General features: G+C 67.2%; 10 protein-coding genes. 6 read left to right on the top strand and 4 right to left on the bottom strand.

Annotated features, from left to right (window positions below; translation table 11 throughout):
* Positions 1-170: 170 nt before the first annotated feature.
* The 6 genes from QXK92_RS09225 to QXK92_RS09200 are packed head-to-tail and all read left to right on the top strand — an operon-like array spanning position 171 to position 11506.
* Positions 171-6674, top strand: a complete 6504-nt coding sequence (locus tag QXK92_RS09225) for a PPE domain-containing protein (protein ID WP_306241353.1) — start codon at positions 171-173, stop codon at positions 6672-6674.
* Between the two features lie 39 nt (positions 6675-6713).
* Positions 6714-7268, top strand: coding sequence for an alpha/beta hydrolase (locus QXK92_RS09220; protein ID WP_306241352.1), 555 nt, complete (start codon positions 6714-6716; stop codon positions 7266-7268).
* A gap of 18 nt (positions 7269-7286) precedes the next feature.
* Positions 7287-8654, top strand: a complete 1368-nt coding sequence (locus QXK92_RS09215; RefSeq protein ID WP_306241351.1) for a glutamine synthetase family protein — start codon at positions 7287-7289, stop codon at positions 8652-8654.
* Positions 8620-9369 (top strand): gamma-glutamyl-gamma-aminobutyrate hydrolase family protein, encoded by a 750-nt coding sequence (locus tag QXK92_RS09210; protein WP_306244296.1) that lies wholly within the window; start codon positions 8620-8622, stop codon positions 9367-9369. The genes QXK92_RS09215 and QXK92_RS09210 overlap by 35 nt, the downstream gene beginning before the upstream one ends.
* Entirely contained in the window at positions 9366-10733 is a 1368-nt protein-coding gene (locus QXK92_RS09205) for an aldehyde dehydrogenase (RefSeq protein ID WP_306241350.1), read from the top strand. The genes QXK92_RS09210 and QXK92_RS09205 overlap by 4 nt, the downstream gene beginning before the upstream one ends.
* Positions 10730-11506, top strand: a complete 777-nt coding sequence (locus QXK92_RS09200) for a 3-oxoacyl-ACP reductase (RefSeq protein ID WP_306241348.1) — start codon at positions 10730-10732, stop codon at positions 11504-11506. The genes QXK92_RS09205 and QXK92_RS09200 overlap by 4 nt, the downstream gene beginning before the upstream one ends.
* 52 nt (positions 11507-11558) lie before the next feature.
* On the opposite strand, the gene QXK92_RS09195 is transcribed toward QXK92_RS09200, so the two are convergent.
* The 4 genes from QXK92_RS09195 to hypD form a co-directional block, all read right to left on the bottom strand.
* Positions 11559-12503: a PPE family protein gene (locus tag QXK92_RS09195; protein ID WP_306241347.1), complete on the bottom strand. Its 945-nt coding sequence runs from the start codon at positions 12501-12503 to the stop codon at positions 11559-11561.
* Between the two features lie 117 nt (positions 12504-12620).
* A complete protein-coding gene (locus QXK92_RS09190; protein WP_306241346.1) occupies positions 12621-13736 on the bottom strand; it encodes an alkaline phosphatase family protein in 1116 nt (371 codons plus the stop codon).
* A 21-nt stretch (positions 13737-13757) separates the two neighbouring features.
* Entirely contained in the window at positions 13758-14489 is a 732-nt protein-coding gene (locus tag QXK92_RS09185) for a DUF6390 family protein (protein ID WP_306241345.1), read from the bottom strand.
* Positions 14486-15622 carry a hydrogenase formation protein HypD gene (gene hypD / locus QXK92_RS09180; RefSeq protein ID WP_306241344.1) on the bottom strand — a complete coding sequence of 379 codons (1137 nt, stop codon included), beginning with the start codon at positions 15620-15622 and terminating at the stop codon, positions 14486-14488. The genes QXK92_RS09185 and hypD overlap by 4 nt, the downstream gene beginning before the upstream one ends.
* Position 15623 lies beyond the last annotated feature (1 nt).

Here is a 15623-nt window from a genome sequence, read left to right as displayed (position 1 = left end):
CACATTTGCTCCGGTTAAAGTAGAAGTGCGTTCTACGAATTCGGATATCGGACAGCTTCCTGTGTTGTAGCTTGACTGCTCGGGCTGAATTCTGGAGGCGGTATGGTGCGACCTGCGCACGGTTGGGCGAGTGGCGCGGCTCGTGCGTCGAGTTGCTCCCTGGCCGGGTCATGACGTTCTTCGCCCTTCCGCCGGAGGTCAACTCTGCCCGTATCTTCACCGGAGCCGGCCCTACCCCCATGCTGTCCGCTGCGGCGGCATGGGACGGATTGGCCAGTGAATTAGATTCGGCTGCAGCATCTTTCGATTCAGTGACGTCAGGGCTGGCTGGTGGCGTCTGGCAGGGGCCGTCCGCGGCGGCGATGGCAAACGCCGCCGCCCCCTATGTGGGCTGGCTTAATGCGGCGGCGTCCGGGGCGGCGGAGGTTGCCGGTCAGGCGCGGGTCGCGGCCGGGGCTTTCGAGGCGGCCAGGGCCGCGACGGTGCATCCAGCCGCATTGGTCGCGCATCGAGGACAATTGTTATCACTGGTTTTCTCGAACCTGTTCGGGCAGAACACCCCGGCTATCGCGGCGGCCGAAGCGGTCTATGAGCAAATGTGGGCGCAGGACGTCGCGGCAATGTCGGATTACTATTCGCAGGTTTCGGCTGCCGTCGCTCAATTGGTGCCATGGCAGAGCTCCCTACAGGACCTGGCCGGCCGGGTCGCCGGGTTGCTGGGGATCCGGGCGAACCCGCCGGCCGCAACTCCCGCGGCAGACAGCGCAGCCGCGCAGACAAGCCGCGCCGCTGAAGCAACCCCCGTTCCGGGGGCGGCTGCTGCCGGCGATCCGGTCGCAGCGCCCAGATCCGCCGCAGCGGCGTTGGCTGCCGGCATCGGCAATCAGGGCACCGGCAACAGCGGCAACGGAAACAGGGGCAACGACAACGTCGGCAGCGGCAACAGGGGCAGCGGCAACAACGGTGACGGCAACACCGGTTCGACCAACGGCGGCAGCGGCAACCAGGGCACTGGCAACGACGGTAACGGCAATATCGGCGACAACAATCGCGGCAGCGGGAATACCGGCAACTCCAACCAGGGCAACGGCAACCGGGGCAGCAACAACGCCGGGGACGGGAACCGGGGCAGCGGCAATGCCGGGAGTGGCAACACCGGTAACGGCAACGTAGGCAACGGCAACAACGGTGTCCTGAACAACGGTGACGGCAACACCGGCGGCTCGAACCCGGGCAACGGGAATACCGGTAACAGCAACCAGGGCAACGGCAATCAGGGCATCAGCAACACCGGCGACGGCAACCGCGGCAACTTCAACACCGGTAGCGGCAACACCGGCAACAGCAACGCCGGAAACGGCAACATCGGCAACCTGAACAGCGGCGACGGAAACAACAACACCGGCGACCTCGCCCACGGCAACGCCGGCGACGGCAACCTGGGCGGCGGCAACGCCGGAGATGGCAACAAAGGCGCCAACAACCAGGGCAACGGCAACCTCGGCGACGGCAATATCGGCGACGGCAACAAGGGCGCCACCAATCAGGGCATGGGCAACCTGGGTGACTCGAACGTCGGAAACGGCAACGAAGGCAACAACAACCGGGGCAACGGCAACCTGGGTAGCGGCAACACCGGCGACGCCAACAAGGGCGACAACAACGTGGGTGACGGCAACCTGGGCAACACCAACGGAGGCGACGGCAACAAGGGCAGCGCCAACGGCGGTTCCGGCAATTTGGGCGATGGAAACGTCGGCAACGGCAACAAGGGCGACAACAACGCCGGACTGGGCAACGCCGGCAATGCCAACAACGGCGACGGCAACAAGGGCAACGGCAACGCCGGCTTCGGTAACGCCGGCGACAACAACACCGGTGACGGGAACAAGGGCAACGCCAACTCAGGCGACGGCAATACCGGCAATAACAACCAGGGCAACGGTAACCGGGGCAACGACAACGTCGGCAACGGCAACTTCGGCAATGCCAATTCAGGTTTGGGCAACCGGGGCGACAACAACACCGGTAATGGCAACCTGGGCAACGGCAATGCCGGTTTCGGCAACAAAGGCGACAACAACCTGGGGTCGGGCAACCAGGGCAACGGAAACGTCGGTCACGGCGACATCGGCAGCAACAACACCGGTAGCGGCAACATCGGTAGCGGGAATGCGGGCAGCGGCAACCGCGGCATCGGGCTGGGGACTGGTGACAACAACCTGGGCAACGGCAATCAGGGCAGCAACAACACCGGCAGCGGCAACATCGGCAACGGGAATGCGGGCAGCGGCAACCGCGGCATCGGACTGGGGACCGGTGACAACAACCTGGGCAACGGCAACCAGGGCAGCAACAACACCGGCAGCGGCAACATCGGCAACTCGAACGCCGGCAGCGGCAACACCGGGAGCGGCAACGTTGGCAACGGCAACGCCGGCAGCAACAACCAGGGTGGCGGCAACACCGGCAGCGGCAACGTCGGAGAGGGCAACCGGGGCAACGGCAACGCCGGGAACGGCAACGTCGGCAACAACAACCCCGGCATGGGAAACACCGGGACCGGCAATCAGGGTGGCGGGAACACCGGAACCAACAACCAGGGGTGGGGCAACAACGGCACCAACAACATCGGCTTCGGCAACACCGGGAACAACAACGTCGGGCTGGGGCTCACCGGTGACAACCAGTTCGGTATCGGCCGACTGAACTCGGGGTGGTTCAACCTGGGCCTGGGCAACTCCGGAAACTTCAATATCGGCTTCGGGAACTCGGGCAGCGGCAACATCGGCTTCGGTAATTCGGGGAACTACAACATCGGCTTCGGTAATGCCGGCAGCGGCAACTTGGGCTGGTGGAACGGCGGCACCGGCAACACCTTCGCGATGAACTCCGGTAACTACAACACCGGATTCTGGAACGCTGGCAACTTGAACACCGGTTTGTGGAATTCCGGCAGCGGCAACACGGGATTCTTCAACGCGGGCAGCACCAACACCGGCCTGTTCAACTCGGGCAGCACCAACACCGGCCTCTACAACTCCGGCAGCACGAACACCGGGCGGTTCAACGCGGGCAGCACCAACACCGGCAATTACAACTCGGGCGGCACCAACACCGGCGACTACAACTCGGGCGGCACCAACACGGGTGACTACAACGCCGGCGGGACGAACACCGGCAACTACAACGCCGGTGGCACCAACACGGGCAATTTCAACTCTGGTGGTACTAACACCGGCAGTTTCAACGCCGGTGGCACCAACTACGGCAGCTACAACGCGGGCGGCACCAATACCGGCAGCTTCAACGCGGGCGGCACCAACACCGGGTACTACAACTCGGGCGGCACCAACGCGGGCTACTACAACTCCGGTGGCACGAACACCGGCAACTACAACTCCGGTGGCACCAACACCGGCCATTACAACGCCGGCGGGACGAACACCGGCAATTACAACGCCGGTGGGACGAACACCGGCAACTACAACGCAGGTGGCACCAACACCGGCAACTACAACGCCGGTGGCACCAACACCGGCGACTACAACTCGGGCAACACCAATACCGGCAATCTGAACTCCGGGAACACCAATACCGGCAACCAGAACTCCGGGAACACCAATACCGGCAACCAGAACTCCGGGAACACCAATACCGGCAACCAGAACTCGGGCAACACCAATACCGGCAACCTGAACTCGGGCAATACCAACACCTTCGGCGACGCCTCCCGACCCGACGGCTACAACTCCGGCGACACCAACACCGGAAGCTACAACTCCGGCAACACCAACACCGGAAACCACAACTCCGGCAACACCAACACCGGCGACCTCAACTCCGGCAACACCAACTCCGGTGCGCGCAACTCGGGCAACACCAACACCGGCAACCTCAATTCCGGCAACACCAACACCGGAAACGCCAACTCCGGCAACACCAATACCGGCAACTTCAACTCGGGGAACACCAACAGCTACTACAACCCCAGCATCCCGGACGGCTACAACTCAGGGAACACCAACACCGGTAGCTACAACTCCGGCTTCACCGACACTGGCTTCCGGAACTCAGGCAACACCAACACCGGCACGGGCAACTCGGGTAACACCAACAGCGGCAACTACAACTCGGGCTTCACCAATACCGGCGACAAGAACTCGGGAAGCACCAACACCGGCAGCTTCAACTCCGGCAACACCAACACCGGCGACAAGAACTCCGGCTTCACCGACACCGGCAACGGAAACTCAGGCAATACCAACAGGTTTGACTTCAATTCCGGCAACACCAACACGGGCAACAAGAACGCCGGCTTCACCAACACCGGCGACGGCAACAGCGGGAATACCAACACCGGGGCCAACAACTCCGGTAGGACCAACACCGGTACCGGCAACAGCGGCGACACCAACACCGGATCCAGCAACTCCGGCAACACCAACACCGGCGACGGAAACAGCGGAAACACCAACTCTGGCGACAACAACTCCGGCAACACCAATACCGGTAGCCGAAACAGCGGCAGTACCAATACCGGCAACGACAACACCGGCAGTACCAACACCGGCGACGGCAACTCCGGGAACACCAACACCGGCAACAACAACTCCGGGAACACCAACACCGGCAACAACAACTCCGGCAGCTGGAACGTCGGCGACAACAACACCGGCAACGGGGCTCCGGTCGCCGCCTCGGGAACCAACAACGGTGCGGGCTCGTCAGGGTTCAACAATGCCGCGGCGTCCGGCACTTCCGGCTTCGGAAACAGCCTCAGCAACGGCACGTCGGGTGCCAACAATGTCGGTCTGGGCGGTGGAAACTCAGGCATCGGTAACGGTGGTGCGGGCGGCGGGAACTCGGGCACCGGCAACGGTGGCTTCGGCAGCTCAGGCAATTCCGGGAAAGACAACGGCGGGTTCGCCAACGGCGGCAATTCTGGTACAGGCAACGCGAGCCCGGGCGGCGGCAACTCCGGCGGTAGAAACAATGTGGCCGGCGGCGGAAACTCCGGCAATTTCAACAGCGGTGTCGGTGGCGGCAACTCGGGTACCAGCAACAGCGGTGCCGGCGGCGGCAACGCCGGCTCCAACAACTCCGGCAGCAACGGCAGCTCCGGCGAAGGCAACCAGGGCAGCGGCGGGAACTCCGGCTTCAGCAACAGCGGCAGCGCCGGACAGTCGGGGACCAACAACAGCGGGGGCGCCGGAAACTCCGGCACCAATAACAGCGGGTCGCTGGGCAGTTCAGGTGAGGCCAACGCCGGCGCGGGCGGCAATTCGGGCATCGGGAACAGGGGCAGCGCGGGTAACTCCGGCGAAGGCAATTCCGGCAGCGCCGGCAACTCGGGCTTCAGCAACAGCGGTGGTGGCGGCAACTCGGGCCGTAACAACACGGGCGTCACCTTCGGCAGTTCGGGCGCCAATAACATTGCCGCAGGCGGAAACTCGGGAACCAGCAACTCCGGTAGCGGCGGCAACTCCGGCTCCGGTAACGCGGGCAGCGCCGGCAACTCAGGTCTGAACAACAGCGGCGGCGGCGGCAACTCGGGCACCAGCAACACCGGGGCGACCTTCGGGAGCTCGGGCCTCAACAACGCGGCGGCCGGTGGCAGCTCAGGCACCGGCAACAACGGGACCGCCGGAAACTCGGGCTTCAACAACAACGGCAGCGGCGGACAGTCGGGCACCGGCAACAACGGCGGCGCCGGTACGTCCGGCTCGGGCAATAACGCCGCCGGCGGCAGCTCCGGTTCGGGCAACAACGGCACTGCGGGCAACTCGGGTACCGGCAACAACGGCAGCGCCGGGAACTCGGGCTCCAACAACAACGGCAGCGCCGGCAGTTCCGGCGCCAACAACAACGCGATCAGCTTCGGCAGTTCAGGCACCGGCAACATCGCCGCCTCGGGCAGCTCGGGTTCGGGCAACTCCGGCAGCGGCGGGGATTCCGGCACCGACAACGCGGGCAGCGCGGGCAGCTCCGGCAACAACAACAACGGCACGGCCGGCAGTTCGGGCAGCGGCAACGTCGGCGGCGGCAATGCCGGTTCGGGCAACATCGGCTTCGGCAGTTCCGGCGGCACCAACATCGGGGCCGGCAGTTCCGGCACCAGCAATCCCGGAGCGGGCAACGCGGGCACCGGCAACGTCGGTGGGGGGACGTCCGGCATCAACAACCCCGGCACGGGAAGCTCCGGTAACCAGAACTTCGGCTTCGGCACGTCCGGGAACTACAACGCCGGCGCCGGCAACTCGGGAACGCTGAACCCGGGCGCGGGCAGTTCGGGCCTGCTGAACATCTATGCCGGCGACTCCGGCTGGCTGGCATCGGGTTTGGGCAACTCGGGTCTGCTGACACTGGGTGCGGGCAACTCCGGCCTGGTGACGCCGGGCGCCGGCAACTCCGGCCTGCTGCTCGCCGGGCTGGGCAACTCCGGGACGCTGAATCTGGGCACGGCGCTGTCCGGCCCGTTGAATCTCGGCGCCGCCAATTCGGGCTTGCTCAATGTCGGCGCCACGCTGTCAGGTTTCGCCAACCTCGGGATCTACAACGCAGGTCTGCTGGACGTCGGTTACCTGCCGCGGGCGCTCTATGTCGGCAATCTCGCGTTCGAGGTCGCCACCTTCCTGCTCCGCCAACTGACGGGTCTGCTTCCCGGCGTGTAAACGCGGACCATTGGGCGTAGTTTTGGCGGGGTGTCCAGGATGATGACCACGCTCGACGGGTTCTCCGCCCAGGTAGGAGTTGCCGGTCCGGAGAAGGGTGTCGTGGTGGTGATCCTCGGCGCCGAGCAGCGCGCCGTCGTGGCGTACGACGCGATCTGCGAGCGCCTGCACACCGCGTCGCTGCGAACCGTCGTGATCGCCGCGGATCCGCGGTTGACCGCGAAGTCGGTCATCGGAATCCTCGATTCGCTGGGGATCGGCTGGGCCGTGGTGGTGGGTGACCGCGACGGCGCGGAACTCGCCTGGGAACTGGCGGCTACGAGGCTGGGCCGGTTCGCCGGCCTGGTCGCCATCGATCGCGGGCACCCGGCCGTGGCCGGTGCCGACGGGGTGGTTCGCGACGACGACTGCCCACCGGTGGAGATCGGCACCACCGTGTTGGTGAGCTCTCCCGCCGCGCGAGACGCGGCGCGCGACAGCCAGCGGCTGGTCTTTTCCGACTACCGGGTCGTGGACCTGGCGGGCCGCCGCAACGCCCAGGAGTCGACAGCACAGTTGGCCACCGAAATCGTGTTGCGCACCAGCGCCTGGTAGGCGCGGGGGTTCAGTCAAGTGCCACAACATGATTCGTCACGCCTGGCGTTGACGGAACTGGTGCAGCTGGTGGGCACCGGTGACATCGACACCGTCATCGTCGCGTTCACCGACATGCAGGGCCGGCTGGTCGGCAAGCGGGTGGCCGGCCGGTTCTTCGTCGACGAGGTGGCCGCGCACGGCGCCGAGTGCTGCAGCTACCTGGTGGCCGTCGATGTCGACCTGAACACCGTGCCCGGCTACGCCATGTCGAGCTGGGAGACCGGCTACGGCGACATGGTGATGACGCCGGACCTGTCGACGCTGCGCCCGGTGCCGTGGTTGCCGGGCACCGCGCTGGTGATCGCGGACCTGGCCTGGGCCGACGGCAGCCCCGTGGCCGTGTCGCCACGCGCCGTGCTGCGCCGCCAGCTTGACCGGCTGGCGCAGCGCGGACTGGTCGCCGACGTGGCCACCGAGCTGGAATTCATCGTGTTCGACCAGTCCTACCGTCAGGCGTGGGCCGGCGGCTACCGGGACCTGACGCCGGCCAGCGACTACAACATCGACTACGCGATCATGGCCTCCTCGCGCATGGAGCCGCTGCTGCGCGACATCCGCCTGGGGATGCAGGGCGCGGGTCTGCGGGTCGAGGCGATCAAGGGCGAATGCAACAACGGCCAGCAGGAGATCGGCTTCCGCTACGACGAGGCGCTGGTCACCTGCGACAACCACGCCATCTACAAGAACGGCGCCAAGGAGATCGCCGACCAGCACGGCAAGAGCCTGACGTTCATGGCGAAATACGATGAGCGCGAAGGCAATAGCTGTCACGTCCATCTGTCGCTGCGCGGCCCGGACGACACCGCGACATTCGCCGACGGCAGCGGCGGCATGTCGGCGACGTTCCGTAGCTTCGTCGCCGGCCTGCTGGCCACGGTGCGCGAACTCACGTTGTTCTTCGCGCCGAACATCAACTCCTACAAGCGTTTCGCCGACGGCAGCTTCGCTCCGACCGCGGTGGCCTGGGGGCTGGACAACCGCACCTGCGCACTGCGGGTGGTGGGGCACGGACGCAGCATTCGGGTGGAATGCCGGATACCGGGTGGCGACGTCAACCAGTACCTGGCGGTCGCCGCGCTGATCGCGGGCGGTCTGTACGGTATCGACCGGGGCCTGGAACTCGGCGAGCCCTACGCCGGCAACGCGTACCAGGCGCAGGACGTCGAGCGATTGCCCGGAACGCTGGCCGAGGCCGCCACGCTGTTCGGGGAGTCGGCGCTGGCGCGGGAGGCCTTCGGCGACGACGTGGTCGCGCATTACCTGAACAACGCGCGCGTCGAACTCCGGGCGTTCAACGCCGCGGTCACCGATTGGGAGAGGATTCGTGGCTTTGAGCGGCTGTAACGCCCCGGTGGTGGGACTGTCGATGTACCTGGAGCAGGTGCGGACCGGGGTGTGGGACATTCCCGCGGCGTACCTGCCCGCCGACTACTTCGAGGGCGTCATGCTGGCCGGTGGGATACCGGTGCTGCTGCCGCCGCAGCCGGTCAACGTCGACGCGGTGAACCGGCTGCTGGACAGCCTGGACGCGCTGGTGATCACCGGGGGCTACGACCTGGACCCCGCGGCGTACGGGCAGCAACCCCATGCCACCACCGACGAGCCGCGCGTCAACCGCGACGCGTGGGAGTTCGCGTTGTTGCGCGCCGCGCTGGACCGCAGGCTGCCGGTGCTGGGCATCTGCCGTGGCGCGCAACTGCTCAACGTCGCCTATGGCGGCACCCTGCACCAGCACCTGCCCGAGGTGATCGGCCACTCCGGTCACCGCGCCGGTAACGGCGTATTCAGCAGGCTGCCGGTGCGCACCGTTCCCGGAACCAGGGTGGCGGCGCTGATCGGCGAGACCGCCGAGGTGCCGTGTTACCACCATCAGGCGATCGACGCGGTGGGCGAGGCGCTGGTGGTCAGCGCGTGGGACGTGGACGGCGTCGTCGAGGCGGTGGAGCTGCCCGGGGATGCGTTCGCCCTTGCGGTGCAATGGCATCCGGAGAAGTCGCTGGACGATCTGCGGCTGTTCACCGCCCTGGTCGACGCCGCCCGATCCTATGCGGCCGCATGACCTCCGCGCAGCTGATCAACCCCGCCACCGAAGAGGTGCTGCGCTCGGTCGAGCATGCCGACGCCGCCGCCGTCGACGACGCGGTGGCACGGGCGAGCGCCGCGCAGCGGCGCTGGGCGCGGCTGGCGCCGGCCGAACGCGCCGCCGGACTGCGGGCGTTCGCGGCCACCGTCGACGCGCACCTCGACGAACTGGCCGCGCTCGAAGTCGCCAATTCCGGGCACCCACTGGGTTCGGCCCGGTGGGAGGCGGGCAATGTCCGCGACGTGCTGCAGTACTACAGTGCCAGCCCGGAACGCTTGTCCGGCAAGCAGATTCCCGTCGCCGGCGGCATCGACGTCACCTTCCACGAGCCGATGGGCGTGGTAGGGGTGATCACCCCGTGGAACTTCCCGATGGTGATCGCGACGTGGGGGATCGCGCCTGCGCTGGCGGCGGGCAACGCGGTGCTGGTCAAGCCGGCCGAGTGGACGCCGCTGACCACCATGCGCCTGGGTGAGCTGGCTGTCGAAGCGGGGCTGGACGGCGACCTGTTGCAGGTGTTGCCGGGTCAGGGCTCGGTGGTGGGGGAGCGGTTCGTCACCCATCCGGGCATCCGCAAGGTCGTGTTCACCGGATCCACCGCGGTGGGCAAGAAGGTGATGGCCGGTGCGGCGGCGCACGTCAAGCGGGTGACGCTGGAACTCGGTGGCAAGAGCGCCAACATCGTGTTCGCCGACTGCGATCTCGAGCGGGCGGCCGCGACGGCGCCGGACGGGGTGTTCGACAACGCCGGTCAGGACTGCTGCGCACGCAGCCGGATCCTGGTGCAGCGCAGTGTCTACGACCGCTTCATGGAGCTGCTCGAACCCGCCGTGCGCGCCGTCGTGGTGGGCGACCCCGCGGCCGACGGCACCCAGATGGGTCCGCTGGTGTCGCGGGCGCACTGGAACAAGGTGGCCTCCTACGTGCCCCCGAATGCCCCCGTCGCGTTTCGCGGCACCGCCCCTGCTGGTCCCGGATTCTGGTTCCCGCCAACGGTTCTCACCCCGAGGCGGACCGACCGCAGCGTCACCGAGGAGATCTTCGGTCCGGTCGTCACCGTCCTGCCCTTCGACGACGAGCACGACGCTGTCACGCTGGCCAACGACACCGAATACGGTCTTTCGGGTTCGATCTGGACCAACGACCTGTCCCGCGCCCTGCGTGTGTCGCGGGCGGTGGAATCCGGCAACCTGTCCGTGAATTCGCATTCCTCGGTGCGTTACACCACCCCGTTCGGCGGGTTCAAACAATCCGGTGTGGGCCGTGAGCTCGGGCCCGACGCCCCGCTACATTTCACCGAGACCAAGAACGTGTTCATCGCCATCAAGGAGGAGCAGTGATCGACCTGAGTCGACGGCTGGCGGGCCGGGTGGCGGTCATCACCGGCGGCGGCAGCGGCATCGGGCTGGCCGCGGCGCGGCGCATGCACGCCGAGGGCGCGACCATCGTCATCGGCGACATCGACGCCGAGGCCGGTGGTGCTGCCGCCGAAGAACTCTCCGGACTGTATGTGGCAGTTGATGTTTCCGACGAGGAGTCGGTGAACAAGCTATTCGACGGCGCCGCGCACGCATGCGGGTCGGTCGACATCGCGTTCAACAACGCCGGCATCTCGCCGCCGGAGGACGACCTGATCGAGAGCACCGAACTGCCTGCCTGGCAACACGTCCAGGACGTCAACCTGAAATCGGTGTATTTGTGCTGCCGCGCGGCCCTGCGGCACATGGTGCCCGCCGGCAAGGGTTCGATCATCAACACGGCGTCCTTCGTCGCGGTCATGGGCTCGGCGACGTCGCAGATCTCCTACACCGCATCCAAGGGCGGAGTGCTGGCGATGTCGCGGGAACTCGGGGTGCAATTCGCCCGGCAGGGGATCCGCGTCAACGCACTGTGCCCGGGACCGGTGAACACACCGTTGCTGCAGGAGCTTTTCGCCAAAGACCCCGAGCGGGCCGCCCGCCGGCTGGTGCACGTGCCGCTGGGGCGCTTCGCCGACCCCGACGAGATCGCCGCTGCCGTCGCATTTCTGGCCAGTGACGACGCCTCGTTCATCACCGCCTCGACGTTCTTGGTGGACGGCGGTATCAGTTCCGCCTATGTGACGCCGCTGTAGCCGACATAGTTCCGGAAGCCGGACCGGGCCTGACCGCGGCCTCGGCGAGGCGTTAGGAGTAGACCAGGCTCCCGCTGACCGCGAGCCCTCCGATGGTTCGCAGGCGCCGTCTCGAGCAGTAGAGGTCGATAACGGCCGGCTTGGGTGGTTCCGCGGTGCCCCAGGCCGGTGGCACCGACAGCCGGCCGACCGACATGCCTCTGCCCCAGGTCGCCTGGACCGTTGCCTGGACCTTGCGGGCCGCGGCCGGGCCCTTGCCGAGGAAGTTGAGCAGGTGCATCGGGAACTTCACCGGGACGGCAAGGCAACTCAGCTTCGCCAGTGACGAGGACACCGTGGCAAGGGCGGTGCCCAGGGACGTCAACGGCGATGCCGAAAGCGACTGCAACACCTGCGGTATCGAGGAGATCAACTGCGAGCCGGCGGCCATCACGTCGGGGTCGCCGAGTGCACCTTGCCGGGCCAGCACCGGCAGGTCCAGGGCGAGCGGGCCGGAGGTGAACGGCGCCAGCTGCGCGGCGGCGGCCGCGGATTCGGCGTAGGTGTACATGGCCTCGACGTCGCGGGCCCACATCTGTTCGTAGTGTGCGTCCATCTCCGCGATCGTCTGAGTGTCCTGGCTCAGCGCGTTGGCCGCCGCCAGCGACGCACGGTGGGAGCGGTTGGCCGCGACCACCGGCGGGGGCACCATCGCCGCATAGGCTTCCTGGTACGCGGCCGCGGCCGCCCGGGCGTGCTCGGCGGTCTGTCTGCTCTTGGCCGCTGCGGCGTTCAGCCACCCGAGGTAGGGCGTCGCGGCCTGGGTCATGGCGACTGCCGCCGTACCCTGCCAGCCGCAGTTCAGCTTCGCGGCCACGTGGCGGAATCCGTCCGCGGCCTCCTCGAGTCCCTCAGCGACGTTGCTCCACCCGACCGCAGCGTCCAGCAGCGACTGCGCACCAGGGCCCGAATACATTCGCGCCGAGTGGATTTCCGGCGGCAACTGCCCGTAATCCACGGCTAGATCTCCCGCCCTGCGAACAGGCGACGCGCACACACGACGGCTGGGAGCTCCACAAATTTGAATCTATCGCGCCCGGCGCACCGCGAGGATGCAAAAGAGATTTGAGTTTGATTAGAGCAATTCGATCAGCGGGATGGCCATCTCGGCCGCTGTCGCCGCACCGTGAAAGCCGACCAGCCGTGCCGACTCCGGCGGTTCGTGGCCGGTCGCCAGGACCGCCGATCCGCCCGTGCACACGACTACGACGTCACCGATGCGGGGCAGATGAACCGGGTTGACCGGACCGAACAACCCGGCCGTGACGGCCTGGTCGCGCGTGTAGACATCGGCGCGACCGGCGAGGCGTTGGGTCCAGGCGGCCACTACGTCGGCGGTGGCGCCGGGCTCGGTGTGCAGGTAGCGCACGCGCGGCTCTCCGGCGACCACTCTGATCCCGGCGGCCAGTTCGGGGTTGGCGTCCATGTCGATACGCGCGTCCGCGGCGACGTTCAGGCCGCCGTGGTCTGCGGTCACCAGCAGCGCCGCATTGGCGGGCAGCGACTCGGCCAGCCTGCTCAGCAGGGCGTCGACGCGGGCCGCCGCTTCATGCCACTCCGGCGAGCCGACGCCGAACACGTGCGCCATCGTGTCCAGGTCAGCGGTATAGCCGTAGATCAGGCCGGGGGCGGCGTGCACCTCGTCGATCATCAGCTGTGCGTAGTCGTCGTCGGCGTGCGTGGGCAGGAAGAGGGCGCCATGGTAGGCGGCTTCGGTCAGACCGCTGCCGATGAACCACTCCGGCAGCAGCGCGCGGGCCTTGACCCCGGCATGGGCGAACCGGTCGAACCACGTTGGGAGAGGCTGCCATTCGTCCACCGGCGGTTCGTCCCGCCACCGGATGTGGTTGAGCACGCGGTCGGTGCCCGGGATGTTGAGGGTGAAGCCGAGGATGCCGTGCTGCCCGGGCTGGGCGCCGGTGCCCAGTGACACCAGGCTCGTCGGCGTGGTGGACGGGAACGTGCAGTTCAGCTGGCGCAACCGGCCCGTGCGACCGGCCAGCACGGAGGCCAGCAGCGGGGCGTCGTCAACCAGATCCGGCAACAGGTGCCAGCCCAGCCCGTCGACCAGGACCACCATGATCCGGTCGACGTCCCCGAGCGATTCCGTCAGCCCGAGCGCGTCCACCGCGCCAGGTACCCCGAGCAGAGCCGCCGTGCTGGGCAGCACGTCGCACAGGGAATCGGGCACGAGGGCCAGTGTGACACGGAATCACCTATCAAGACGTTGGTTGGTCACCCGTATTTGCCGGTCCGTGCTGTCGGCGAGCGCGCGCACCTGGTCCGGGTGCAGCCGGCCGCACAGCCGGCCCCAGTGCAGCGCGACGTCGTCACCGGCCGCCACGTCCGGCACCGCGCAGTACCCGTCGGCCCAGACCTCGAGCACCCGGTGCTCCGGTTCGGACAGACCGAGCCCCCGGCCGTCCCACACCAGCCGCCGGCACCGCACCTCGACAGCGTCACCGGTGCGGGAGCTGACCGTGCCCCAGTTGATCCGGCAACTGTCGAGCACATGCAGGGGGTGTTCATCCATGCCGCGGCCCAGGAAACGCGTCCAGGGATACACGCCGAAGACGTGAAAGCAGTGGTTACCGGCCGCCTCGCCGGCCAGGTCGGGGGTCAGGTGTGACCAGTATCGGCCGGCCTGTGGGCCGATGATGGCGAGCAGTTCGCCGAAGAATCGGGGCCCGGCGACTTCCGCTCCGACACCGCCGCCGAGCCAATACGACTCGACCAACCGATGGTCCAGCGGATCGGCGATGTGAGTCAGCCGCGACAGCACCCGCAGATACGGCCAGGCGCCGGAGAAGCGGCGCGCCGCGGTCAGCACATCGTCCACCGTGCCGTCCCGCAGGGTGGCGCCCAGCGGCGGGCCGCAATAGCCGAGCGCGTTGGGCGCGTAGGCGTATCGGGCGAACATCTCGGCGCCCGCCGCGTCGGTCACGGCTGGGCTGACCCCGCCACCGTGACGGCGTCACGGTGCATGCGCCCGAAGTTGTAGTAGGCGGCACAGGCCCCCTCCGGGGACACCATGCAGGTGCCGATCGGTGTCTCGGGTGTGCAGGCGGTGCCGAAAACCTTGCACTCCCACGGTTTGAGGACGCCCTTGAGCACCTCGCCGCACTGGCACGCCTTGGGGTCGGCGACCCGCACGCCGGGCATCGAGAAGCGTTGTTCCGCATCGAAATCCGCGAAGTCGTCGTGCAGGCGCAGTGCGCTCTGCGAGATGAAACCGAGCCCGCGCCATTCGAAATGCGGTCGCAGTGCGAACACCCTGCCCATCAGGGCCAGCGCGGCGGGGTTGCCGTTCTCCGGCACCACCCGCTTGTACTGGTTCTCCACCTCGCACCGGCCCTCGCGGATCTGCCGCAGCAGCATCGCGACCGAGGCCAGGATGTCCAACGGCTCGAAACCGGCGACCACCAACGGCTTTCGGTACACCTGCGGGACGAACCGGTAGGGCCGGTTGCCCACCACCGTCGACACGTGTCCCGGGCCGATGAATCCGGACAGTCGCAGGTCCGGCGATTCCAGGATCGCCTTGATCGGCGGCACGATCGTGACGTGGTTGCAGAACACGCTGAAGTTGGGCAGCCGTAACTCACGGGCCCGCACCAGCGTCACGGCGGTGGACGGAGCGGTGGTCTCGAAGCCGATCGCAAAGAACACCACCTCGCGATGCGGGTTGTCGAGGGCGATCTTCAGCGCGTCCAACGGGGAGTAGACGAACCGTACGTCCGCGCCGCGCGCCTTGGCGTCCAGCAGACTTCCGGCCGAGCCGGGCACCCGCATCATGTCGCCGAAACAGGTGAAGATCACACCGGGCCGCTCGGCCAGCCACATCGCGTCGTCGATGCGGCCCATCGGGATCACACAGACCGGGCAGCCCGGGCCGTGCACGAGTTCCACGTTCTCGGGCAGCAGATGTTCGATGCCGTGGCGGTAGATGGTGTGCGTATGACCGCCGCACACCTCCATGAATTTGAAGTGCTCGGGACCGGCCCCCGCGAGGTGCTCGATCGCACTCAGTAGCGTGCGGGCCGCCGCCGGGTCCCGGAACTCGTCGACGAATCTCATT

The organism is Mycobacterium sp. TY815, assembly GCF_030755135.1.
GTDB lineage: Bacteria > Actinomycetota > Actinomycetes > Mycobacteriales > Mycobacteriaceae > Mycobacterium.
This window is presented reverse-complemented; position numbering and strand designations above follow the sequence as displayed.

Excerpts from the sequence above, each read along its gene's own strand:
- QXK92_RS09225 (WP_306241353.1), top strand. The coding sequence starts at position 171 with ATGACGTTCTTCGCCCTTCCGCCGGAGGTCAACTCTGCCCGTATCTTC.
- QXK92_RS09220 (WP_306241352.1), top strand. The coding sequence starts at position 6,714 with ATGATGACCACGCTCGACGGGTTCTCCGCCCAGGTAGGAGTTGCCGGT.
- QXK92_RS09205 (WP_306241350.1), top strand. The coding sequence starts at position 9,366 with ATGACCTCCGCGCAGCTGATCAACCCCGCCACCGAAGAGGTGCTGCGC.
- hypD (WP_306241344.1), bottom strand. The coding sequence starts at position 15,622 with ATGAGATTCGTCGACGAGTTCCGGGACCCGGCGGCGGCCCGCACGCTA.